The organism is Kineococcus sp. R86509 (assembly GCF_042466365.1).
GTDB lineage: Bacteria > Actinomycetota > Actinomycetes > Actinomycetales > Kineococcaceae > Kineococcus.
Map to the genome: position 1 here is coordinate 3,183,022 of NZ_JAXHCE010000001.1, position 22,334 is coordinate 3,205,355.

Below are 22,334 nucleotides of genomic sequence, written 5' to 3' on the forward strand. Positions count from 1 at the left end.
TCCCGCCTCCGTCGCTCGGCCGCGCACCGCGGCGAACCGTGGGGTGCCGCGGGGGAGGCCCGCCCGTAGCATCCGGCCGTGCCCACGCAACCGCCCACCGATCAGCCCCGCCGGATCGCCTTCCTCGGTCTCGGCCGCATGGGGCGCGTCCTCGCCGGCCACCTCGTCACCGCCGGACACGACGTCCACGTCTGGAACCGCACGCCCGGAGCGGACGCGGAACTCATCGCCGCCGGCGCGAGCGCCGCGCGCGACGCCCAGGAGGCCGTGACCGGGGCCGAGGTCGTGGTCACCGCCCTCTTCGGGCCCGCCGCCGTGCGCGAGGTCGTGCTCGACGGGCTCGACCCGGCCGCCGGGACGTTGTGGATCGACGTCACCACGATCTCGCCCGCCGACGCCGCCGAGCACGCCGCCTGGGCGCACGACCGTGGCGTCCGGCACGTCCACTCCCCGGTCGTCGGATCGCTGGGGCCGGCCGCGAACCGGTCCCTCGGCGTCCTCGTCGGCGGCCCGGACGCCGACGCGGCGCTCCCCTTCGTGTCGCTGTGGGCCGACCCCGAACGTCTGCAGGTGCTGCCCGAGGCGGCGGCCGCCGCGACCGGCAAGCTCGTGGCGAACCTGGCGCTCGCGGTCTCCTTCCAGGGCCTCGTCGAGGCCGTCCGGCTCGGCACGTCCGGTGGGCTGGAACTGGAGCAGGTCCTCACGACCCTCAAGGGCACCGGGCTGGGCCTCATCGCGGGGATGAAGGGGGACAACCTGCGCAGCGGGGAGTTCGGGAACACGCAGTTCTCCGCGGACCTGCTGCTCAAGGACGCCGGGCTGATGCTGGACACCTCGACGCTGCCGCTGCCCGCGCTGACGGCGGCGGCCCAGGCCCTGCTCGAGGCCCAGCGCGCCGGTCACGGTGACGACGACTTCTCCGTCATCGCCCGGCACGAGCCCCGCTGAACTGGTTCCCCACCACCCCGAGCAGCTCCAGGGCCTCCGCGGCCGCGGAGCCCTGCGGCGCGGTGAAGAGCACGACCTCCTGGTCCCGGTCGGGGACCAGGAGGACGCTGCAGTCGAGGTCGAGGCGCCCCACGACGGGGTGGTCCACCGCCTTGGCGAGGTGCCGGGTGACGACGACCTCGTCGTCGCGTTCCCACCGTTCGACGAACTCCGGGCTACCGGACCGCAACTCCCGCAACAGGATGCGCAGACGGCGGTCACCGGGGTAGCGGGCCAGGGCCGAGCGCAACCGGGCCACGGCGTAGCGGGCGAAGTCCTCACCGTGCGACAGGCCGTAGTGCCGGGTCGCGGGGTCCAGGCCCAGGAAGTAGCGGCGCAGCAGGTTCCGCTCCTTCGGCGCGACCGCCGAGAAGTCCTCCAGCAGCGCCGCGGCCAGCGGGTTCCAGGCGATGACGTCGAACCGCGCGTCGAACACCAGCACGGCGGTCCCAGGCAGCCGGTCGAGGAGCTCCCGCACGTGCGGGGGGACGTCGGTGGAGATCTCGTCCGGACGGTCCAGCGGTTCCCCGGCGAGGTCGAAGAGGTGTCCGCGTTCGGCGTCGGACAACCGCAGCGCCCGGGCCAGTTCCGTCAGCACCTGCCGCGAGGGCCGCGAGCCCCGCGCCTGCTCCAGGCGGGTGTAGTGCTCCGGCGAGACGTGCGCGAGGGCGGCGACCTCCTCCCGACGCAGGCCCGGGGTCCGGCGACGGCCCACCGGGAAACCGGCGTCGTGCGGGGCGATCCGTTCCCGCCGGCTGCGCAGGAAGTCGGCGAGTGCTCTGCGGTCCACGTCCCCAGGGTGCGCCCCGGACGCCGACCCAGCCAGGTACGCGGTGTACCTGGCTGTCCCCGTCCGGCCCGCGCACGGTGGGGACATGACCGAGAAGATGTTGCAGGACAAAGTGACCCTCATCAACGGAGCGAGCCGGGGGATCGGTGCCGCCGCGGCCCGGCTGTTCGCCCGGGAGGGCGCGACGCTCGTCCTCGCCGCCCGCAGCGACATGACCGCCCTCGTCGAGGAGCTGCGCGAGCACGGCGCCACCGTCTCGAGCGTGACCGCCGACCTCGGCGACGTCGCGGACGTGCGGCGGGTCGTCGACGTCGTCCTCGAACGGCACGGCCGCCTCGACGCGGCCTTCAACAACGCGGGGATGAACGTCCCCCCGCAGGGCATCGCGGAGTTCTCCGAGGAGGACTTCGACCGGGTCCAGCGGCTGAACCACAAGGGGGTGTTCTTCGCCGTCGCCGCCCAGGTCCGGGCCATGCGCGCCGGCGGTGGCGGCGCCATCGTCAACACCTCCAGCATCGGGGCGCTGCACGCGAACCCGATGTTGCCCGCGTACGGAACGGCGAAGCGGGCCGTGAACTCCCTCACCGCGAGCGCCGCGGTGACCTACGGGCCGGACGGGATCCGGGTGAACGCCATCGCCCCCGGCCTGACGTTGACGGACATGGTGCGGGACTGGGAGGTCGCGAGCCCCGGCATCATCGAGGCCGGGACCGCGGCGATCCCGTTGGGGCGCATCGCCCGACCGGAGGAGATGGCCGAGGCGGCGTGCTGGCTGCTCAGCGACCGGGCGTCGTTCGTCTCCGGGGCGGTCCTGCCGGTGACGGGTGGTCAGGGGGCCTGACCCGGGTGTCCGAGGACCGGGAGGTCAGAGGGTGAAGGCGCCGGTGAGCTGCTTCAGGCGGGTCGCGGCCCGGGAGACCTCCGAGGCCGTGGTGGCGGTCTGCCGGGCACCACTGGTGGTCTGCTCGGCAGCGGCTGCGACACCGGAGATGTTCAGCGCGATCTCCTGACTGCCGGTGGACACCTCGCTGACGTTGCGGACCATCTCGTTCGTGGTGGCGGACTGTTCCTCGACGGCGGCGGCGATGGTGGACTGCAGGGCGTCGATGCGGGCGATGACCTCGGTGATCTGGCCGATGGCACCGGCCACCTGGTCGACGTCGTTCTGGGTGGTGGCGACGCGGGCGGTGATGGACTCGGTGGCGCGCGCGGTCTGCTGGGCCAGCTCCTTGACCTCACCGGCGACGACGGCGAAGCCCTTGCCCATCTCCCCGGCGCGGGCCGCTTCGATGGTGGCGTTGAGGGCGAGGAGGTTGGTCTGCTGGGCGATCGAGGTGATGAGCTTGACGACGTCGCCGATCTCCTGGCTGGACGTCGAGAGGCGCTGCAGGGTCTGGACGGCACCGTCGACGGCGCCGACGGCGGAGGCTGCCGTGGTCGAGGCGTCGGCGGTGGAGGTGGCGATCTCACCGATGGCCGCGGTCATCTGCTCACCGGCAGCGGCCACGGTCCCGATGTTGGCGCTGATCTCCTCGGCGGCCGCGGAGACGACCTGGGTCTGGACGGCGGACTCCTCGGCGCCGGAGGAGAGCTGGGTGGCCACGGCGGAGAGTTCCTCGCTGGAGCCGGCCAGGACGTCGGCGGTGGCGGTGATCTCGGTGAGGGTCGCGGTCAGCTTGTCCATGGTCGTGTCGACGGCGTGGGCGAGCTGGCCGATCTCGTCGGCGGCGGGGTGAGCCACGCGCTGGTCCAGGCGACCTTCGGCCAGCCCCCGGACGACGGCCGCCGTCCGCGCCAGCGGGCGGGTGATGGAGCGGGCCACGACGACGGCGATGACCGCGGCCACCAGCAGCGCCACCACACCGAGCCCGACGAGGAGCAGGAACGACTGGCGGTAGCGCGCGGCCCCCAGGGCCGAGGTGGCCTTGGCGTTGTCGACCTCGGCCTTCTGGATGCGGTCCAGCGTGGTGTTGATCCGGGTGGCCAGGGGCAGGATCTCGCTGTCGCGCGCCGCCTTGAAGGCGTCGAGGTTTCCGGCGGTCGCGGCGGCCACGAGGTCCTTGCGGGCCTCGCGGAACGCCGCCAGGTCCGCGGCGAAGGAGTCGCGGTCGGCCTGGGTGGAGACGGGCGAGGTGTCGAGGTAGCCCTTCCACGCCGTGTCGAGCGTGGCGTCGTCGGAGGCCAGCGCCGACTGCGCCGTGCCCAGCGCGGCCGGGTCGGAGGCCAGCGCGGTGGAGGTCAGGTCCAACCGCGTCTGGGCGAAGGCGTACTTCACGGTCCCGCTGTACTGCACGCCGGGGACGACGACGTCCGACATCGCCGCGATGGTGGCCTGCGAGGTGTGCAGGGTCTGCACGCCCAGGCCGACCGCCGCGATCAGGAGGAGGCAGACGGCCCCGAAGCCGAGAGCGAGCTTGCCGGCGATCTTCAGGTCACCCAGTCGTTTGCGCATGTGCATCAGTTCGACGCACCGCACTAGTTGCTTGAGAGTTCAACTGGTGTGACGAGGTCCTGTCACCCGGACGAACCAGCGGATGGGCGTCTGGCCGTGCGCGCCGCCGGATGAGTGCTCACGGCCACCGCGGTGTCGCCGTCACGGGGTTCTCGTAGCCTCGGGGTCCGGGGCGGGGGAGCGGGTGAACCAGCTCCTCCCGGCGCCCTCCTCGTAGCGCCAGTAGGTCACCGCCACCGGACCGCCCCCCTGCACACGGGTCACGAAGGTGAACCCCTCGTCGAAGACGGGGTTGTGCGCGTACACGTCGTCCTCGACGGCGATCCCGTCCCCGCTCTGTCCCTCCAGCGGGACGAACCGCCACGAGCCGTCGGTCTCGTGGCGGGCGATGACGGCGTCGACGCCGCCGCTCATCGAGCCGCCCTGCAGGTAGACGACGGCGTCGGGGTAGAGACCGCCGGTCAGGTAGTGCCACTCCGGCGAGCGTCGGGGCAGCAGGGGTTCGTCGGCGGTGACGTTCCCCGCCGGCTGGAAGGCCGACCCGTCCCAGGCCCAGAACGAGATCGAGGTGCTGATGTCGTCGGTCGTGCTCGCCAGCACCGCGAGGTCGGGGGAGTCCTGACCCACGGCGGGCGCGAGCGCCGACGTCTGCGCACCCTGCTGCCGGGCCAGCTGCGGCAGGGCCTCCTGCGCTGCCGGATCGGCGACCGGTGCCGTCGTCGTGGGGCTGCTCGCGCTGCTGGGACGGGGGCTGGTGCTGGAGGGCTGGACGGCGGGCGAGTCGCCCGACCCGGCGCTGCACGCCCCGAGGGCCACGGTCATCGTCGCGACGGTCAGGAGCTGGGTGAATTTCCTGGAGCTCACGTGCAACAGACGCACGGAGCAGCGCGTCTGTTGCACGGAGACGCCGGACAGTCCGGCTCTCGCAGAGGGGGACCGGCATGAGCGAGCACAGGAGGGGAGTCGACGAGGCGGACGTCGTCCGCGCGTTGCAGCGCGCAGGATCGGCGGACGCCGGGGTCGACGTGAACGCTCTCGCGGCGGGTGCGCGGGGGCGCGCCCGCACGATCCGACGGCGTCGGCAGGGGATGGCCGGCGTCGTCGCGGTCCTCGCCCTCGGGGTGCCGATCGGGATCTCCCAGTGGCCCGGCACGCCGCCGACGAACGTGCCGGTCGCGACGGCGACGAGTGTCGCGTCGATCCCGGACGGTGCGCTGCTGACGGACGCGGACGTCGCGGCGGTGATCACCGGGCTCGAGCCCCTCGACCCGAACGTGGCCCCGAACTACGGCCTGTGCGCCGACGAGACCTACGCCGACACCGCGTCGGTCGTCGACGTCCGGTCGAAGGGCTGGGGGGCGCCGGCGAACGTCATGGTCGCCCCGATCCCGCCCTCGGCCCAGGTGGACGTGCTGCTCTTCCGCGGCCAGGCGGCCCAGGACTGGATGGCCCAGACCCAGACCCAGGCCGACTCCTGCCGGACGGAGGCGCCCGAGTCCGGCCCCTGGACGTTGACGTCGGACCTGGGTCTGGAGGCCGACCAGGTCGTCGCCGGGTCCACGCAGACGGTCAGCACCGGTGCGGAGTGGACGGCGGCCGTCGTCGCTCGTCGCGGACAGCTCGTCGTCCGGGTGAACATCACCACCCCGGTCTCCACGTCCTCCGAGGCCCTCACCCAGGCCGCTGACCTCGCGACGACCGCCCTCGCCAAGGCCGCGGCGCTGCAGGACGCGGGCGGTGCGCCACGATGACCGTGAGCACCCGCAGTGACCAGGAGGTCGCCAGGTTGACCTTCGAGGAGTTCGTCGAGGCCCGTGGTCCTGCGCTGGTCCGCCTGGCGCGCGGGTTGCTGCGCGACCCGCACACGGCCGAGGACGTCGTGCAGGACGTGCTGGCGAAGGCCCTGCTCAAGTGGGGCCGGGTCAGCACGGCCGACGACCCGGTCGCCTACGTCAACCGCATGGTGGTCAACGCCTCGACGTCGTTCTGGCGCCGGGCGGCCCGCCGGGAGCACGCGACGGAGGTCCTCCCCGACGCCGGTCTCGCGGACTCCACGAACCAGATCGCCGACCGGGACGCGCTGCTCGAGGCGCTGCGCAAGCTGCCGACCAAGCAGCGGACGGTCCTCGTGCTGCGCCACTTCGAGGACTACTCCGACGAGCAGATCGCCGACCTGCTCGACGTCACCACGGGCACCGTGCGCAGCAACGCCCACCGCGGGCTCGCCGCGATGCGCGAACACCTGTCCTGACCGCACCTCAAGCCCGCCACCCGTTCGGCCGATGAGATGGGAGCAGTGCTTCTAGAAGCTTCGTGATTCGGGGGGGACCGACGTGTTCGGACGCAAGAAGGGCTCGGCCTCGGCCGGCGGCGCGGTCTTCACCGGTCCGATGCCCCGCGACGTCGAGGCGCTGGAGGCGGTCCTCGCGGCCCTCGACTCCGGCATCACCACCGAGCTCGAGGCTCAGCTGGCCTGCGTCCGGGCGCTCGTCGAGGCGCTGGACCTCTGCTACGGAGCGATCTGGGTGCCGGGTCCCGACGGCCGGTTCCGCCTCGCCGGTGAGGTGGGTTCGCTGGCCCCCGCCCTCGCCGGGTCCCGCTCGACGTTGATCACGCCGGGGGAGGGCTGCGGCGGTCGGGCCATCTCGACGCGCGAACCGGTGCAGTGCGACGCCACCCCGGACGCCCTGAACTCCCCGCGCTGGCACCTGGCCCACGCGGCCGGGGCGGGCAGCGGCGCCAAGGTCCCCATCGTCGAGGACGGCCGGGTCATCGGCCTGCAGGAGTACTACTCCTACAACGAGCTGCCGTTCTTCGGCGGCCGCGCCGAGAAGTGGCGGGCCATCGCCCGCGTCGCTGCGCACGCCCGTCGGCGCGCGCTCGACACCGCAGGCCTGCAGGAGACCCTCAACGACCGGGCCGCTGTCACGTCCGTCGTGTCCAGCGTCGGTGACGCCCGCAACCAGGACGGCGCGCTGCGCCGGGCGCTGGAGACGGTGCGCGAGGCCTTCGGCTGGGCCTACGGGTCCTACTGGGCGCTCGACCCCGCCAGCAACACCCTCAAGTTCCAGGTGGAGTCGGGTTCGGCCGGCGAGGAGTTCCGCCGGGTCACCCTGTCCGCGAGCTTCGCCGAGGGGGTCGGCCTCTCCGGTCGTGCCTGGCGGGCCCGTGACCTCGTCTTCGTCCGCGACCTCGCCGAGATGACCGACTGCGTGCGGGCCCCCGCGGCGCAGCGTGCCGGGGTGAAGTCCGGGGTCTGCTTCCCGATCGTGTCCGAGGGGCAGGTCGTGGGGACGATGGACTTCTTCACCACCGACGTCATCGACCTCTCCGAGTCCCGCTCCTCGGCGCTGCGCAACGTGCAGCAGCTGGTGTCCCAACGCCTCGACGTCCTGCGCCGTTCGGAGAACGACGCGGCGTCCTCGGCGGCGCTGCTGGACACCGTCTCCCGGTTGCGCGACGCCGTCACGGACGCCGGCCGGGTCGCCGACGCCGCCGTCGGGCAGGCCTCGAACATGACGGGTGAGGTCGACGCCCTCACCCAGGCCTCGGCCGCCGTGGGGGAGGTCATCAAGATCATCTCCGCCATCGCCGACCAGACGAACCTCCTCGCGCTCAACGCGACCATCGAGGCCGCCCGTGCCGGTGAGCTCGGTCGCGGTTTCGCCGTCGTCGCCAGTGAGGTCAAGGACCTGGCGCGGGAGACGGCGGACGCCACCCAGCGGGTCGCGCAGCAGATCGCCGGGATCCAGGCCTCGAGCAACGCGGTGTCCAGCGGCATCAACGAGACCGCGGCGATCATCCGCGAGCTCGACACCGTCCAGGCCCGCATCTCCGACGTCATCGACGAGCAGGTCGAGATGGCGACGGTCTACGAGCGTCGCTGACGCACCCCCAGAACCCGCCGCGCTGCTGTCCGCCCTGAGCGGACAGCAGCGCGGCGGCCCCAACTCCGGGCGTAGCTTCACGAGGGTTCCCTCGCCTGGAGGTTCCCGTGCCGAAGCTGACCCTGGTCCCGACCCGTGCGTCCCGTGACCGGGTCCGTCGTCGCCCGGATCCGCTGCTGCGTCACGCGATCGGCGTGGTCCTGCGCACCGAACGGCTGGAGCAGCACCGCACGCTCTCCGACGTCGCGGTCAGGGCCAGGGTGTCGCTGCCGCACCTCTCCGAGGTCGAGCGCGGGCGTAAGGAACCCTCCTCGGAGGTGCTGGCCGCGATCTGCTCGGCCCTGGAACTCCCGCTCGCGGAACTGCTGCAGCGCACCGGTTCCTACGTCACCGACGTGACGAGCGCGACGGCCTTCGCCCCCGCGTCCACCGCGCCCACGGTCTCCCTCTCCCTCGTCGCCTGACGAACCGCTCTCACGCGGGCAGCGCCGGGGGCGGGGTGATCACCCGGTCGGCGACGCCGTAGGCGACGGCCGCGGCGCCCGGCAGGACGAGGTCGCGGTCGAGGTCGGCGCGCAGCCGCTCGACCGGGTGACCGGTGTGCCGCGCGAGGACCTCCTCGATCTCCGAGCGGATCCGCAGCACCTCCTTCGCCTGGATCTGCAGGTCCGCGGCCGTTCCCTGGCCTCCGCCCGACGGTTGGTGCAGCAGGACCCGCGAGTGCTCCAGCACCGAGCGCTTCCCCGGAGCGCCGGCGGCCAGCAGCACCGCGGCGGCCGACGCCGCCTGCCCGACGCAGAACGTCGCCACGTCCGGCTGGACGAACTGCACGGTGTCGTAGATCGCCATCAACGCCGTCGCGGAACCGCCGGGGGAGTTGATGTAGAGGTTGATCTCCGCCGTCGGTGACTCCGAGGCGAGGTGCACCAGCTGGGCGATGACGACGTTCGCGACCCCGTCGTCGATCTCGCCGTGCAGGAACACGATCCGGTCCGACAGCAACCGGCTGAACACGTCGGAGGTGCGTTCCCCGCGGGCGGTGGTCTCGACGACGTAGGGGATCGGGTAGCTCATCTGCGCAGCCACGTCACAGCCCCACCTTCCGGGCGCTGCCCAGCCGGACGTCGGTGACCCCCGTGACGACGTGGTCGACCATCCCGTACCGCTGGGCCTCCTCGGCGGTGAACCACCGGTCGCGCTGGGAGTCGAGCTCGATCGTCTCGACGTCCTGACCGGTGTGCTCGGCGATGAGGCGCTGCATCGTGGCCTTGGTGTGGGCGAGGTTCTCGGCCTGGATCGCGATGTCGGCCGCGGTGCCGCCGATCCCGCCCGAGGGCTGGTGCATCATGACCCGCGCGTGCGGCAGGGCGTAGCGCTTGCCGGCGGTCCCCGCGCAGAGCAGGAACTGCCCCATGCTGGCGGCCATCCCCATCACCAGCGTCGAGACGTCGTTGGGGATCAACCGCATGGTGTCGTAGATCGCGAGCCCGGCGCTGATCGAGCCCCCGGGGGAGTTGACGTACAGCGCGATGTCGCTCTTCGGGTCGTCGGCCGACAGCAGCAGGAGCTGCGCGGCGACGCGGTTCGCGATCGCGTCGTCGACCTCCTGCCCCAGGACCACGATGCGTTGGAACAGCAGGCGTTGGGACAACTGGTCGTCGAACGGGCCGGCCAGGGTGGTCGTGCTCATCGGTGCCTCCCTCGGTGAGTGGATGACTCCACCGTCGGCCCGCCCCGGTCGTGCGGGAAGGGTTTTCTGCCGGGAGGAGATCCACCACCGGCGAACGCGGTGGGGGTGGTGCGGGTGCCGTTCGGCGTGCGGGGTGAGCGCCGGTGGAGGACGGTGGGGCCCTTCGACCTGGAGGTCCACCGTGTCCGATCAGCCGTCCGTCCCGCAGGACGTCAGCACCGTCGCGAAGTTGCTCAAGGGCAGCCGCACCGCCTTCCTCACCACGAGCGACCTGGACGGGAGGCCGATCAGCCGTCCCATGGCCGTCCAGCAGGTCGACTTCGACGGGGACCTGTGGTTCTTCGCCGAGCGCACGTCCCGGAAGTTCGAGCAGCTGGCCCGCAACCCCCTGGTGAACGTCACCGTCGCCACCGACAGCAGCTGGGTGTCGCTGACCGGGAAGGGCATGCTGGTGGTGGACCCCGCCCGCAAGGCCGACCTGTGGAACGCGGTCGTCGAGGCGTGGTTCCCCGACGGGAAGGAGGACGCGGACGTCGTCCTCCTCCACGTCACGGGGGAGTCGGCCGAGTACTGGGACACGCCCGGTGGTCGCATCGCCTCGCTCGTCAGCTTCGCCAAGGCCAAGGTGACCGGTCAGCCGTACTCCGGCGGGGAGAACGAGACCGTCGAGCTCTGAGCGACGGGGTCAGTGGGCGATGACCGGTGCTGCGTCGGGGTCGATCGAGGGAGCGCCGCGGCGCAGCAGCAGCACCGTCACGACGGCGCCGACGGCGAAGAAGCCCGCCGACCACCAGAACGCCGTGTGGTAGCTCGCGACGGCGGCGTGCGCCGCGTCCGCCGCCGTCGGGGCACCGGTGACGTTCCCGCTCAACCAGTTCGACGCGGCGCTGCCGGCGAAGGCGGACAGCAGGGCGGTCCCGACCGAACCACCGATCTGCTGGGACGTGTTCGCCATCGCCGAGCCGACGCCCGCGTCGGAGGCCTGGATGCCCAGGGTCGCCGTCGCCATGGCCGAGGCGAACACGAAACCCAGACCGAGCCCGGTCACGAGCAACCCCGGCAGGATCGCCGAGGCGTAGGCGGAGTCCACGTCGATCCCGGTCAGCCAGACCATCCCGAGCGCGGCGAGCAGCAGGCCCGTCGGGGTCAGGGGTTTCGGCCCGAAGCGCGGCATGAGCACCGAACCCACGACGCCCGCGGCGACGGAGATCGCCGCGATCATCGGCAGGAACCCCAGGCCGGTCTGCACGGGGGAGTACCCCAGCGTCGAGGTCATGTAGTAGGTCAGGAACAGGAAGATGCCGAACATCCCCGCGCCGACGACGGCGATCCCGATGAGCGCCCCGCCACGGTCGCGGTCGAGGACGACGCGCAACGGCAGCAGCGGGTGTTCCGCGCGGGACTGCCACCAGCAGAACACGGCGAGCAGGACGACCCCGGCGGTGAGGAAACCCCAGGTGGACGGCGCGGCCCAGCCGTTCGACTCCGCACCGGCCAGGCCGTAGACGACCCCGACGAGGCCCAGGATCGCGAGGACCGTTCCGGCCCAGTCCAGGACAGGACGGTCGGGGGACTTCTCGTGCTTGAGCAGCAGCGCGCCCGCGATCACCGCGACGACGGCGAGGACGACGTTGATGTAGAGGCACCAGCGCCAGGACAGGTGCTCGGTGAGGATCCCGCCGAGCAGCAGGCCGATGCCACCGCCGGCGCCGGAGACGCCGCCGAAGATGCCGAACGCCTTGGTGCGGGCGGCGGGGTCGGTGAAGGTGGTGGTCAGCAGCGACAGGGCGGCGGGGGCGAGCATCGCCCCGAACGCGCCCTGGAGGGCGCGGGCCACGATGAGCAGGCCGAAGCCCTGGGCGGCACCGCCGAGGGCCGAGGCGAGCCCGAACCCGACGAGCCCGACGAGGAACATGGGTTTGCGCCCGACGAGGTCGGACAGCCGACCGCCCAGCAGGAGGAGGCTGCCGAACGCCAGCGCGTAGGAGGTCACCACCCACTGGCGGTTCTCGTCGGAGAACCCGAGGGCCTGCTGCGCGGTCGGGAGCGCGATGTTCACGATGGTCGCGTCGAGGACGACCATCAGCTGGGCGAGCGACAGGACCGCCAGCACGATCCACTGCGCCTTGCCGGGGGCCGCGGTCACGGCCACGTGCGCGCCGTCGCCGGGCGTGCGGGGACGGGGGGTCCGCGCTCCGTCCGCGGTCGTCGCGTCCGGTCGCGCGAGGTGGCGACCCTGCTCGGTACTGCTCATCCTGGGGTTCCTCCAACTCAGCGGAGACGACTTCTCCGCTTCGCGTCGAGGGTACCAGCGAAAGGGGAGAACACACCTCCGCTTCGGCGTAGGATGCGGCCGTGGACACCGACGACACGCTCCAGCGACCGCTGCGCCGCGACGCGGAACGCAACCTCCGGCGCACGCTCGAAGCGGCCGTCGAGGTCTTCGCCGAGCGCGGACTCGCCGCCACCCTCGACGACGTCGCCCACCACGCGGGTCTCGGGGTGGCCACCGTGTACCGGCGCTTCGCCGACAAGGACGCCCTGGTCGAGGCGCTGTTCGAGGACCGCATCCGCGCGCTCGTCGGTCTCGCCGAGACCGCCTGTGCCGCAGAGGACCCGTGGGACGGTCTGATCACCTACCTGGAGGCGGCGAGTTCCCGGATGGCCGCCGACCGGGGCCTGCGCGACGCGGTCCTCTCTCCCGCGCACGGTCGGGTCGGGGTCGCCCTCGCCCGCGCCGAGCTCGGGCCGCTGGTCGACCGGCTGACCGCGCGCTGCCGCGAGGCCGGGGTTCTGCGACCGGACGTCGCGGGGACCGACATCGCCACCCTGCTGCACGCCGTCCAGGCGGCGGCCCAGATCGGCGGCACCGTGAGCCCCGAGCACTGGCGACGGACCCTGGGCGTCCTGCTCGACGGACTCGCCCCCGCCCGCGACCGCCCCCACCGGCTGCCCGGAGCGCCGCTGTCGGAGGAGGAGTTCCACGAGGCGATGACCCTGCGGCCGCGACGCTAGACCGCGCGGTCAGGCCTTCCAGCCGCCGTCGGAGAACAGCAGCTGCGCGTTCATCCACCCGCCCTGCTCGGAGAGCAGGAACGACACGAGGTTGGCGGTGTCTCGCGGGGTACCGTTGCGGCCCAGCGGGTTCCGCTCGAGGACACTGGCCCGCAACCCCTCGTCCATCCAGCCGGTGTCGACCGGTCCGGGGTTCACGACGTTCGCCGTGATCCGCAGGTCCTGCAGTTCCCGGGCGGCGGCGAGCACGATCCGGTCCAGCGCACCCTTGCTCGCGCCGTAGGGCAGGTTGTGCACGGTGTGGTCGCTGGTGAGGGCCACGATCCGGCCCGCGCCGGGCTCTCCCCGGTAGCGACGGGCGAACTCCGCGACGAGCAACCACACCGCGCGGGCGTTGACGGCGACGTGCCGGTCGAAGCTCTCCACGGTGGTGTCGAGGATCGAGGAGTCCACCGACTCGCAGTGCGCCATGACCAGAGCCGTCACCGGCCCCAGCGCGGACTCGGCCGCGTCGAAGAGTTCCGCGGGTGCCTCGGGCCGGCTCAGGTCGGCCTCGACGGCCACCGTCGTGGCGCCGTGCGCGCGCAGCTCCGTGTGGACCTCGTCGGGATCGTCCTCCCGGCGGCCCCAGGGCATCCGATCGTCGTAGGCGGTCCAGTGGCTGGTCGCCACGTCCCACCCGTCTGCGGCGAGGCGCCCGGCGATCCCCGCCCCGATGCCCACCCGTCGTCCGACACCCGTCACGAGAACCACCGGTCGCTGGGCCACCCGGTCACTGTGGCGGAAACCCCCCACCCGCGGGCAAGGGGTTTCCGCGCGAGTCACTGCTGGTAGTGCTCGACCTCGCTGACCGGCCGGGCCTCGGCCGCGTCGGGGCTCTCCCCGGCGTGGCGACGGGCGTCACGCTGGCGCAGCAGGTCCCAGCACTGGTCGAGGGCCTCCTCGGCGGCCTTCAGCTGCGCGTGCTCCTCGGCGGCGGTCAGTTCCCCGGACTGCAGCGCCTGCCGCAACCGGTGCTCCTCGGCGACGAGGTCGTTGATCTTGACGTGGATGTCGTGCTCGTTCACAGGGGTCTCCTCTCGGTCGGAGGAGATCATCCCGCCTCGGCGTCGCGATCGCGAGCCCCGCACGCGGACGGGCACGGGGTCAGCCCTGGTCGACGCGGTGGACCACGGACCAGCTGGGCCAACTCCCCTCGCGCGGACGTGCGGAACTACTAGCATCCACGCGTGCAGTCACCTGATCAGCTGGTCGACGAGGACGTCGACGCCGTGCTCGCGGGGTCCCGGGCGGTCGTGAGCATCAGCGTGCGTTCGCTGGCCGACGCCCTCGAGTCCCTGACGCTGCAGCAGTACCGCGTGCTGGTGCTCATCTGCAGCCGCGGGCCGTTGCGCAGCGGTGCGCTCGCGGCGGCGATCGGCGTCCACCCCTCGACGTTCACCCGCGCCGTCGACCGGCTGGTCACGGCCGGCTGGGTGACCCGCGAGGACAACCCGGACACCCGCCGCGAGGTCCTGGTCGCGCCGACGGACAAGGCGCGCGTGCTCGTGGGGCAGGTGCTGGACCGGCGGCGCACGGAGTTCGAGGAGGTCCTCGGGCGTCTCGGCGCGGAGGACCGGGCCGTCGTGCGCGACGGGTTCGCCCGGTTCGCGGCGGCCGCCGGCGACGTCGACGTCCCCGACGCCACGGCGCTCGGTTACGAGGGCTGAGGCTGCGTCTCCCGCACGTCCACCGTCACCGGCCGGTGCGCCTTCGTCTGACGTCGGCCGTGGTGGCGGCGGCAGAGGACCTCGTACTCGACGGTTCCCACGTCGCCCACGTCGAGGGTCCCCTCGGGGTGACCCCCGTTGACGACGTCGCCGACGACGACCTGCTCACCGGCCACGACCATGACCCCGTCGACCGTCCGTGCGTTGTGGGTGGCCCGTCGCCCGCACCAGCACAAGGCCTCGACCTGCGGGACCTGCACCCGGTCGGCGAGCTCGATGAAGCGGGCCGAGCCGGGGAAGAGCCTGGTGCGGAAGTCGGCGGTGATCCCGAACGCGAAGACCTCGATGTCGAGGTCGTCGACGAGGCGCGCGAGCTGCTCGACCTGCTCCGGGTCGTAGAACTGGGCCTCGTCGCACACCACGTAGTCGAGGGGTTCCTCGGCGTGCCGGCGGCTCACCTCGGCCCACAGGTCGGTGGTCTCCCCGACCTCGAGAGCCGGCCGCGCGAGACCGATCCGGCTGGAGATCGTCGCGGTCCCCGCCCGGTCGAAGCGCGTGAAGAGCAGTCCTCGACGCCCCTGGACGCGGTGGTTGTGATCCGTCTGCAGCGCCAGCGTCGACTTCCCGCAGTCCATCGTTCCCGAGAAGAACACCAGTTCAGCCACGAGGGGCCATCTTGCCGCACCACCGCGCCCCACCCGTTCCGCTGGGACGGGTGGGGCGCGTGAGGTGGGGCGTCAGGCGTCGCCGGCGGTGACGGCCTGGGCCTCGGCGGGGGTGTGCGGGGCGGGGTCGTCGTGCACGACGACGAGGTGTCGACGCCCGCTCTGCAGCACGACCAGCCCGACGAGGACGCCGACGCCGCCGAGGACGAAGGGGGACCAGTCGGTGAAGACCTCGCCGAGCTCACCCGCGGCCCAGGCGGCGATGGCGCCGCCGATGAACCGGACGAAGGAGTAGGCGGCCGACGCCGTCGAGCGCGGGACCGGCGAGACCTCCATGACCAGCTCGGTGACGATGGTGTTGTTCACGCCGAGGAAGAGCCCGGCGACGATCGTCCCGACCACCAGGACGGCCTTGTCGTGGACGAACACGGCCTCGAGCAGCAGGACGACCGCGAACAGCGCGAGCATCGCCGTCACCACGGGGACCGTCCCGAACCGGCGCTGCAAGCGTGGGGCGATGGCCACCGAGGCGATCGCCAGGCAGAGGCCCCACCCGAAGAACACCAGTCCCAGCCGGATCGGCGAGGAGATCTCGAGGGCGAACGGGGTGTAGGCGAGCAGGGTGAAGAACCCGAAGTTGTAGAGGAACGCCATCGCCGCGACCGTCCGCAGGCCCTTGTGGCCCAGCGCCCGGATCGGGTCGGTGATCGACACCTTGACGGCGGGTTTCGGGGTGGCGGGGAGCAGGGTGACGATGGCGACGAAGGCGATGGCCATCAGGACGGCGGTGCCGAAGAACGGTCCGCGCCAGGACACCTCACCGAGCAGGCCACCGACCAGCGGACCGGTCGCGATGCCGAGCCCGAGCGCCGCCTCGTAGAGGATGATCGCGTTCGCCATCCCGCCGCTGGCCGCGCCGACGATGGTGGCCAGGGCGGTCGCGATGAACAGCGAGTTCCCCAGCCCCCAGCCCGCACGGAACCCGACGATCTCGCCGATGGAACCGGAAGACCCTGCGAGAGCTGCGAAGACGACGATGAGGACGAGGCCGGTCATGAGGGTCTTCTTAGCCCCGAACCGGCTGGAGACCCACCCGGTGAGCAGCATCGCGAGACCGGTGATGCCCAGGTAGGACGTGAACAGCAGCAGCGTCTGGGCCTTGGTGGCGCCGAGTTGACCGGCGATGGCCGGCAGGATCGGGTCGACGAGACCGATGCCCATGAAGGAGACGACGGCGGCGAAGGCGACGGCCCAGACCGCGATGGGCTGCTTCAGCAGTCCGGGTTTCACATCGGTGTCGGAGGACGACACGGGAATCCTTCCAGGTGGTGTCAGCGGGGTGCGGGGACGCCTGCGCGGACCGACCCCGAGAGCCCCTCGAGGAGTTCGGTGACGCGGGCGAGTTCGGTGAGGTCGTCGGGGCCGCGGTCCCCGACGGCGCGGACGAGGGGTTCGCGGAGCAGGACCCGGTGCCGCGCGAGTTCGTCGCGGCCGGCGGGGGTCACGGCGACGAGCACCGCCCGGGCGTCGTCGGGGTCGGTGCTGCGGCTCGCGAAGCCCGCGGTGGCGAGGCGACCGACGAGGCCGGTCATGCTCGGCTGGGCGCAGTGCTCGAGCTCGGCGAGGCGGCTGACGCGCAGCGGGCCGTGCCGGTCGAGGTTGCCGAGGACCCGGGCCTGCGTGAGGGAGAGGCGGGTGTCGTCGGCGGCCGCGGTCACCGCGCGGGTCAGGTCCGCGCAGGCGAGGAGCAGGCGCTGGGCCAGGTCCTCACGTAGTTGCATAGGGACACTATATGTCGTTCTCGGTGGGTCGTCGACCCGGAAACGGGGCGGGTGAGGTGACACGCGAGCACACAGCGTGGTGAGCTTGTCCGGTGAGTGACGATCAGCCGGTCGAGCAGACCGACGAGGACGCCCAACGACGCCGTCGGGACGACCGGCGCAGTCTCATCGACCTGACCCGCGTCGAGCGGGGCGAGCCCGAACGACGCCGGCTGCCCGGCGTCGAGCGCCGGGGGCCCGACGAGGAGACCCCCGACGACTCAGCCGGAGAGCGCTGAGAACGCCTCCACGTCGCGGATCTGCCCGGAGACGATGATCACGTCCTCGGCGGCGAGGACGGTCTCCGGGGTGGCGTAGGTGAACCCCGTGCCGGGGGAGTGGTGCGCGACGACCGTCACGCGGTAGGTGCTGCGCAACCTCACCTGACCGAGGCTCTTGCCCACGATCGGCGCCGGCGGGGTCGTCTTGACCATGGCGAAGCCGTCGTCGAACTCGATGTAGTCGAGCATCCGGCCGCGCACCAGGTGGGCGACCCGCAACCCCATCTCGTGCTCGGGGCGGATCACCTTGTGGGCCCCGAGCTGCGTGAGGATCCGGGCGTGGGACTCGCTGATCGCCTTCGCCCACACGTTCCGGATCCCGAACTGCAGCAGCAGCGACACGGTGAGGATGCTCGCCTCGAGGTTCGTCCCGATGCCCACGACGGCCCGGTCGAACTCCTGCACCGACAACTGCCGCAGCGCCTCCTCCTTGGTGGAGTCCGCGACGACGGCGTGGGTCAGCGAACTCGCGAGCTCGTCGACGAGGGCCGGGTCGTTGTCGATGCCGAGCACGTCGACCCGACCGTCCTCCATGAGCTCCAGCGCGAGGGACCGTCCGAACCGGCCGAGGCCGATGACGACGACGGAACGGGGACTCGCCAGAGCCGAGCGCTTAGCCAATGATCGGTCTCCCTTCGGGGTACTCGTACATGCGGGTCCGTTCGCGCAGCGCGAGGGCTGCGCCGAGGGTGATCGGCCCGAGCCGGCCGATGAACATCAACAACGCCAGGATGACCTGTCCGGAGTCGGGGAGCTGGACCAGCAACCCCGAGGAGAGCCCGACGGTGGCGAACGAGGACACGACCTCGAAGACGACCATGTCCAGCGGCGCACGGGTCATCTCGACCAGGAGGGTGGTCGCGACGACGACCACCGCGACGGACACCAGGGCGACGGTGAGGGCCTGGCGCACCACCCGGTCGGGGACGCGACGGGCGAAGATGCTGACCGTGGGCTCGCCGCGGGCCTCCGCGTACACGGCCACCGCGAGCAGCGCGAACGTCGTCACCTTGATGCCACCGGCCGTGCTCGCGGACCCACCGCCGATGAACATCAGGACGTCCATGACGAGCCACGAACCCCCGTTCAGCTGGGTGATGTCGACGGAGTTGAACCCCGAGCTGCGGGTCGCCGAGGCCTGGAACAGCCCGGCCAGCGGGCGGGCCCACCAGTCCAGCGGGCCCAGCGTCGCGGGGTTGTGCCACTCGTTGACGGTGAGGAACAACGTGCCGAGCACCAGCAGCGGGACGGTCGTCGCGAGGGTCAGCTTCGTGTGCAGCGACCAGCGCCGCGGCAACCGGAACTGCCGTCTGAGCTCGAGCAGGACGGGGAAGCCGAGCCCGCCCAGGAACGAGGCGACGACCACCGGCAGGCACATCCACGGGTCGCTCACGAAGTCGGTCATGCTGTTCCCGCGCAGCACGAACCCCGCGTTGTTGAAGGACGAGATCGCCAGGAACGTCCCCTCCCACAACGCCGAGGAGAAGGGCCGCCCGTAGCCGAGGAACAACCGCGCGGACAGGACGACGGCGGTCAGGAGTTCCAGTGCCACCGAGACCCGCACGACGCCGAGCAGGACCGTCCGCACGTCGCCGAGGTCCAGCCCGCGCGACTCCGTCGCCGTCAGCAGGCGCGAGCGCAGCCCGAGGCGGCGCGAGGCGAAGACGCCCAGCAGCGAGGCGGACGTCATGATGCCGAACCCGCCGATCTGGGCGAGGGCGAGGATGACGACGAGACCGACGTTCGACCAGTGCTCCCGGGTGTCGACGACGACGTGGCCGGTCACGCAGAGCGCGCTGATGGCGGTGAACAGCGCTTCGACGAGCGTCGCGCCGCCCTCACCGCGCCGGGAGACGGGGATCAGCAGCAGGACCGTGCCGACCGAGGCGACGGCCGCGAAGGCCAGTGCCACGACCTGGGCCGGGTGGCGCATGATGCGCGGTCGACGCGGGGAACTGGCGTCCACCGGCAGGGCCTCCGCTTGCGTCGATCGCACGACGCGGGCGCGTCGACCGGGTCAGGCTACCCAGGTCCTACTCCTCGCCGGGCACCTCGAGCAGTTCTAGGATGTCGGCTCGGCCGAAGAACCGCGCCGATTCGAGGGCGTTGGGCGTTCCGAGGTAGGGGTCGGCGTCGGCAGCCACGAGGGCGGCGACGACGTCGCGTTCGCCCTTGAAGACTGCGCCGGCCAGCGGGGTCTGGCCGCGGGCGTTCACCCGGTCGGGGTCGGCGCCGCGTTCGAGCAGCGCGATCACGGTGCGCGGGTGCCCGTGGTAGGCGGCGAGCATGACCAGGGAGTTGCCCTCGCTGTCGGTCGAGTTCACGGGGATGCCGAGGTCGAGGTACCCGCACAGTTCCCGGGCCCGGCCGTTGCGGGCGTGCTCGAAGACGCGGTGTGCGAGTTCGAGGGCTCGTTCCTCGCCCTCGTCGGCCGGTCCGACCGGGTCGGTCCGGGGTGGCCCGGCGGGGGTCTCCTCACGGCGCTCCGTCACGCCACGAGGGTAGGACGGGGGCAGGTCGGAGTGCATCCCGGTCGCGTGTCCGGCGTCAGGATCGTTCGAGAACTGAACCGACAGTGACCATGGCGCCACTCAGTGCTGCCAGGTAGGCGCGGGACACCTCGTAGACGGCGTGTCCGGCGTCGGCGATCACGAACGGTTCGTCGTCCTCGTAGGCGAGCACGGCCCGCAGGGCCGAACCGGCCGGCCCACGGCGCTCCACGAGGGCGTTGCGCACCGTCCGGGAGACGCCGGTCGTGTCGACGAGCTCGTCGTCGCGCATGCCCAGCACGCCGGCGACCCCGGAGAGCAGCCCCACGGTGTAGGCGAGGTCCTCGTGGGCCGGGGAGAGCCGCGCGCAGGCCGAGGCCCGGGCGAGCACCATGGTCAGGGCCTCGGTGTCGACGCTGGTGACCCCGCCGAGGAGCATCAGCACGACCCAGGAGCAGAGCTGCTGACGACCCAGCAGGACGATCGCCTGGCGCAGCGAGGTGATCTCGCTCTTGGAGCCGACGGCGGCCGACATGACGGTCTTGAGCACGCGCAGGCTCAGGGCCGGGTCGGAGGCGACGAGATCCTCGATCTCGCGGATCGGGACCTCCGCACCGGTGAGGGCCCGCACCAGGCGGAGGCAGACCAGCTGCGACGGCGTGAGGCTCACGGCCTCCAACGTCACCGGCCGCTGCAGGCCGTAGCCCTGGAACAGGTCGACACCCGCCTCGCGGCAACGTGTGAACAGCGCGTCGTCCTCGATGCGCTCGACGACGATGAGGGCGGTCGGGGCGTGCTCGCGGGCGAGGGCCAGGACGTCGTCGAAGGTGTCGCCGGCGGCCTCGATGTCGATCTTCACGTAGTCGGCGAGGCCCAGGGCGGGCAGTCGGCCGACCTCGCCGATGAAGTCGTCGATGGCGATCCGGTAGCCCTGGTCCTTGACCCGCCGCAACCCGGCCATGACCTCGTCGTCGACCTCGACGTTCTCGAGGAGTTCGAGGACGACCTGGTGCGGTGAGCAGGGGATCGGGAGTTCGCCCGTGAAGAAGCCGCGGGTGAGGTTGATGAAGAGCAGCTTGTCCCCGGCGATCTGCTCGACGCCGAAGTCGCCGAACGTGGCGCTGATGACCTGCGACGTGGCGTGGTCCTGCTCGGACCCCTCGGCCAGTTCGGCGCTCGCCCGACCGTGGTTGCGGAAGAGCAGTTCGTAGGCCACGAGCTGACGGTCCCGGTCGTAGATCCCCTGGCGGCCGACGCGTACGGGCGCGACGGACCCCGGCAGGTCGTCTGCGTCTGCAGGCGGGGAGGGCCAGTGGCTGCTGGCGGCTTCCCCGTGCGTCGTCACCACGGGCTTCACCTGAGTGTCAACGGCTCGTGCGGCCCGCTCCTGAAGCCTTCGAGCGCGAACCTTGGGCCGAACGAGCGCGTGATCTTCAGCTCCTCGACCCGGCGACGGGGTCAGCTCGCGATCTCGACCGCTCCCACGGCCGTCGTGCGCCCGGCGCCGTAGGTCTCGAACCAGGCCTCGACGACGTCGCGCGCGGACTGGTCGTCGCCGACCAGGAGGGTCGTGCGGCCCAGGGGGCCGGCGGCCAGGGCGTCGACGAGGTGACCGCTCAGACCCGGCGCCAGCAGGAGGTCCTGCGCGGGCAGACCGCGCTGGAGCGACTCGACGGCCACGGCGGCGGCCGTCCCGAAGCGGTCGGCACCCGCGGCGCGGTGCGGCGTCGGCAGGGTGGCGAGAGCCTCCGGGAGGACGCCTTCGGGGCCGCCGACCACGGTCGTCGACGTGGCGCCACGCGCCCGCAGGGCTGCACCGGCGGGGACCGGGTCGGCGTCGTCGACGAGGACCAGGGCCTCGCCCAGTCGGGCCGCCGGGCCGGCCGCCGCGAGGGCGTCGACGAGGTGCGCGTCCTCGCCCGAGGCGGCCCAGGCGTGCGTCGCCGTGGGCATGAACGCGGCGACGGCGCGCGAGGTCGCGTACCGGTCGGCGCCGGCGATCCGCTGCACGTCGCCGATCCCGAGCGCCCGCAACCGGTCCGGGGTCGAGGTGGACAGGGCGTCCTCGCCCCCGACGAGCAGGACCGAACGCACCGCGTGCTCGCGCAGGTAGGCGGCCGTGGCGGCGGGGACCTCGTCGCGGGTGGCGAGCAGGACCGGCGCCGCGAGGCTGCGCGCCAGCGGCCCGGCGGACAACGCGTCGACGAGGTGGCGGTCCGCCCCGCTCACGAGGACGGCGACGTCGGCCTCGGGGAACCCGTGCTCGGCCACCGCGACGGCTGTCGCGAACCGGTCCGCGCCGGCGAGGCGGACGACCTCGTTGGGCGTCCCGCTGGGCAGTGGGGCACCCCGCTGGGTCGTGCCGCAGCCCGGGTGCTGCACCGGCGGAGCGGGGGAGCACAGCGGGGTGAGCGTCTCGGAACCGGCCTGGGGCGCCGCGGTGGCCGGAGCCGGTCCCACGGTCAGGGCGAGCGCCGCGAGCAGGGCGACCGGCAGGGCCCGTGCGGTCCGGGAGCGGTGGATCGGCGTGCGGGTCACAGGGCTCTCCA

At 72.4% G+C, this 22,334-nt stretch carries 26 protein-coding genes; 10 read left to right on the forward strand and 16 right to left on the reverse strand.

The window, feature by feature from the left end; genetic code table 11:
• Window positions 1–78: 78 nt before the first annotated feature.
• Window positions 79–948 (forward strand): NAD(P)-dependent oxidoreductase, encoded by an 870-nt coding sequence (locus SJY07_RS15500; protein WP_328293337.1) that lies wholly within the window; start codon window positions 79–81, stop codon window positions 946–948.
• On the opposite strand, the gene SJY07_RS15505 is transcribed toward SJY07_RS15500, so the two are convergent.
• Window positions 923–1,777 (reverse strand): helix-turn-helix transcriptional regulator, encoded by an 855-nt coding sequence (locus SJY07_RS15505; RefSeq protein ID WP_328293336.1) that lies wholly within the window; start codon window positions 1,775–1,777, stop codon window positions 923–925. The two genes, SJY07_RS15500 and SJY07_RS15505, sit on opposite strands and share 26 nt — an antisense overlap.
• An 85-nt stretch (window positions 1,778–1,862) precedes the next feature.
• On the opposite strand from SJY07_RS15505, the gene SJY07_RS15510 reads away from it, so the two are divergent.
• Window positions 1,863–2,618, forward strand: a complete 756-nt coding sequence (locus SJY07_RS15510; protein WP_328293335.1) for a glucose 1-dehydrogenase — start codon at window positions 1,863–1,865, stop codon at window positions 2,616–2,618.
• Between the two features lie 24 nt (window positions 2,619–2,642).
• On the opposite strand, the gene SJY07_RS15515 is transcribed toward SJY07_RS15510, so the two are convergent.
• Both SJY07_RS15515 and SJY07_RS15520 read right to left on the reverse strand, forming a co-directional pair.
• The gene (locus SJY07_RS15515) at window positions 2,643–4,229 is read right to left on the reverse strand and encodes a methyl-accepting chemotaxis protein (RefSeq protein ID WP_380160324.1); all 1,587 of its coding nucleotides are present in this window, start codon (window positions 4,227–4,229) and stop codon (window positions 2,643–2,645) included.
• A 141-nt stretch (window positions 4,230–4,370) separates the two neighbouring features.
• The gene (locus SJY07_RS15520) at window positions 4,371–5,093 is read right to left on the reverse strand and encodes a hypothetical protein (RefSeq protein WP_380160326.1); all 723 of its coding nucleotides are present in this window, start codon (window positions 5,091–5,093) and stop codon (window positions 4,371–4,373) included.
• 77 nt (window positions 5,094–5,170) lie between these two features.
• Here SJY07_RS15520 and SJY07_RS15525 point away from each other — a divergent pair, with 77 nt between their 5' ends.
• The 4 genes from SJY07_RS15525 (at window position 5,171) to SJY07_RS15540 (ending at window position 8,580) form a co-directional block, all read left to right on the forward strand.
• Window positions 5,171–5,980, forward strand: coding sequence for a hypothetical protein (locus tag SJY07_RS15525; protein ID WP_380160328.1), 810 nt, complete (start codon window positions 5,171–5,173; stop codon window positions 5,978–5,980).
• Between the two features lie 2 nt (window positions 5,981–5,982).
• On the forward strand, window positions 5,983–6,480 hold the full coding sequence (locus SJY07_RS15530) for a SigE family RNA polymerase sigma factor (protein WP_328293331.1): 498 nt from the start codon (window positions 5,983–5,985) through the stop codon (window positions 6,478–6,480).
• An 82-nt stretch (window positions 6,481–6,562) separates the two neighbouring features.
• Window positions 6,563–8,116, forward strand: coding sequence for a methyl-accepting chemotaxis protein (locus SJY07_RS15535; protein ID WP_380160331.1), 1,554 nt, complete (start codon window positions 6,563–6,565; stop codon window positions 8,114–8,116).
• A 107-nt stretch (window positions 8,117–8,223) separates the two neighbouring features.
• Entirely contained in the window at window positions 8,224–8,580 is a 357-nt protein-coding gene (locus SJY07_RS15540; protein WP_328293329.1) for a helix-turn-helix transcriptional regulator, read from the forward strand.
• 10 nt (window positions 8,581–8,590) lie between these two features.
• Here SJY07_RS15540 and SJY07_RS15545 read toward each other — a convergent pair whose 3' ends face one another.
• Window positions 8,591–9,190 (reverse strand): ATP-dependent Clp protease proteolytic subunit, encoded by a 600-nt coding sequence (locus SJY07_RS15545; protein WP_380160333.1) that lies wholly within the window; start codon window positions 9,188–9,190, stop codon window positions 8,591–8,593.
• 13 nt (window positions 9,191–9,203) lie between these two features.
• Complete coding sequence (locus SJY07_RS15550; protein WP_380160335.1) at window positions 9,204–9,806, reverse strand: ClpP family protease; 603 nt, start codon at window positions 9,804–9,806, stop codon at window positions 9,204–9,206.
• Window positions 9,807–9,987: 181 nt separating this feature from the next.
• Here SJY07_RS15550 and SJY07_RS15555 point away from each other — a divergent pair, with 181 nt between their 5' ends.
• Entirely contained in the window at window positions 9,988–10,482 is a 495-nt protein-coding gene (locus SJY07_RS15555; RefSeq protein ID WP_328293326.1) for a pyridoxamine 5'-phosphate oxidase family protein, read from the forward strand.
• Window positions 10,483–10,491: 9 nt separating this feature from the next.
• Here SJY07_RS15555 and SJY07_RS15560 read toward each other — a convergent pair whose 3' ends face one another.
• Entirely contained in the window at window positions 10,492–12,060 is a 1,569-nt protein-coding gene (locus SJY07_RS15560) for an MFS transporter (protein ID WP_380160337.1), read from the reverse strand.
• 101 nt (window positions 12,061–12,161) lie between these two features.
• On the opposite strand from SJY07_RS15560, the gene SJY07_RS15565 reads away from it, so the two are divergent.
• Entirely contained in the window at window positions 12,162–12,821 is a 660-nt protein-coding gene (locus SJY07_RS15565) for a TetR/AcrR family transcriptional regulator (protein ID WP_380160339.1), read from the forward strand.
• Window positions 12,822–12,830: 9 nt separating this feature from the next.
• Here SJY07_RS15565 and SJY07_RS15570 read toward each other — a convergent pair whose 3' ends face one another.
• Both SJY07_RS15570 and SJY07_RS15575 read right to left on the reverse strand, forming a co-directional pair.
• Window positions 12,831–13,589, reverse strand: coding sequence for an SDR family oxidoreductase (locus SJY07_RS15570; protein WP_328293323.1), 759 nt, complete (start codon window positions 13,587–13,589; stop codon window positions 12,831–12,833).
• 53 nt (window positions 13,590–13,642) lie between these two features.
• A complete protein-coding gene (locus SJY07_RS15575; protein WP_328293322.1) occupies window positions 13,643–13,888 on the reverse strand; it encodes a DUF2630 family protein in 246 nt (81 codons plus the stop codon).
• A gap of 162 nt (window positions 13,889–14,050) precedes the next feature.
• Between SJY07_RS15575 and SJY07_RS15580 the strand changes: the two genes are divergently transcribed.
• Window positions 14,051–14,530 carry a MarR family winged helix-turn-helix transcriptional regulator gene (locus SJY07_RS15580; protein ID WP_380160341.1) on the forward strand — a complete coding sequence of 160 codons (480 nt, stop codon included), beginning with the start codon at window positions 14,051–14,053 and terminating at the stop codon, window positions 14,528–14,530.
• On the opposite strand, the gene SJY07_RS15585 is transcribed toward SJY07_RS15580, so the two are convergent.
• The 3 genes from SJY07_RS15585 to SJY07_RS15595 form a co-directional block, all read right to left on the reverse strand.
• A complete protein-coding gene (locus SJY07_RS15585; protein WP_328293320.1) occupies window positions 14,518–15,195 on the reverse strand; it encodes a thymidine kinase in 678 nt (225 codons plus the stop codon). The two genes, SJY07_RS15580 and SJY07_RS15585, sit on opposite strands and share 13 nt — an antisense overlap.
• Before the next feature lie 72 nt (window positions 15,196–15,267).
• On the reverse strand, window positions 15,268–16,506 hold the full coding sequence (locus tag SJY07_RS15590) for an MFS transporter (RefSeq protein ID WP_380160344.1): 1,239 nt from the start codon (window positions 16,504–16,506) through the stop codon (window positions 15,268–15,270).
• A 20-nt stretch (window positions 16,507–16,526) separates the two neighbouring features.
• Window positions 16,527–16,976 carry a MarR family transcriptional regulator gene (locus tag SJY07_RS15595; RefSeq protein ID WP_328293318.1) on the reverse strand — a complete coding sequence of 150 codons (450 nt, stop codon included), beginning with the start codon at window positions 16,974–16,976 and terminating at the stop codon, window positions 16,527–16,529.
• A gap of 92 nt (window positions 16,977–17,068) precedes the next feature.
• Here SJY07_RS15595 and SJY07_RS15600 point away from each other — a divergent pair, with 92 nt between their 5' ends.
• A complete protein-coding gene (locus SJY07_RS15600) occupies window positions 17,069–17,254 on the forward strand; it encodes a hypothetical protein (RefSeq protein ID WP_328293317.1) in 186 nt (61 codons plus the stop codon).
• On the opposite strand, the gene SJY07_RS15605 is transcribed toward SJY07_RS15600, so the two are convergent.
• From SJY07_RS15605 to SJY07_RS15625, 5 genes are all read right to left on the reverse strand, one after another.
• Window positions 17,237–17,917, reverse strand: coding sequence for a TrkA family potassium uptake protein (locus SJY07_RS15605; RefSeq protein ID WP_328293316.1), 681 nt, complete (start codon window positions 17,915–17,917; stop codon window positions 17,237–17,239). The genes SJY07_RS15600 and SJY07_RS15605 overlap by 18 nt on opposite strands.
• A complete protein-coding gene (locus SJY07_RS15610) occupies window positions 17,910–19,292 on the reverse strand; it encodes a TrkH family potassium uptake protein (RefSeq protein WP_380160347.1) in 1,383 nt (460 codons plus the stop codon). The genes SJY07_RS15605 and SJY07_RS15610 overlap by 8 nt, the downstream gene beginning before the upstream one ends.
• 37 nt (window positions 19,293–19,329) lie before the next feature.
• Window positions 19,330–19,788 (reverse strand): ankyrin repeat domain-containing protein, encoded by a 459-nt coding sequence (locus SJY07_RS15615; protein ID WP_380160349.1) that lies wholly within the window; start codon window positions 19,786–19,788, stop codon window positions 19,330–19,332.
• A 55-nt stretch (window positions 19,789–19,843) separates the two neighbouring features.
• The gene (locus tag SJY07_RS15620) at window positions 19,844–21,133 is read right to left on the reverse strand and encodes an HDOD domain-containing protein (RefSeq protein ID WP_328293313.1); all 1,290 of its coding nucleotides are present in this window, start codon (window positions 21,131–21,133) and stop codon (window positions 19,844–19,846) included.
• Window positions 21,134–21,243: 110 nt separating this feature from the next.
• The gene (locus SJY07_RS15625; protein WP_380160351.1) at window positions 21,244–22,323 is read right to left on the reverse strand and encodes a cell wall-binding repeat-containing protein; all 1,080 of its coding nucleotides are present in this window, start codon (window positions 22,321–22,323) and stop codon (window positions 21,244–21,246) included.
• Window positions 22,324–22,334 lie beyond the last annotated feature (11 nt).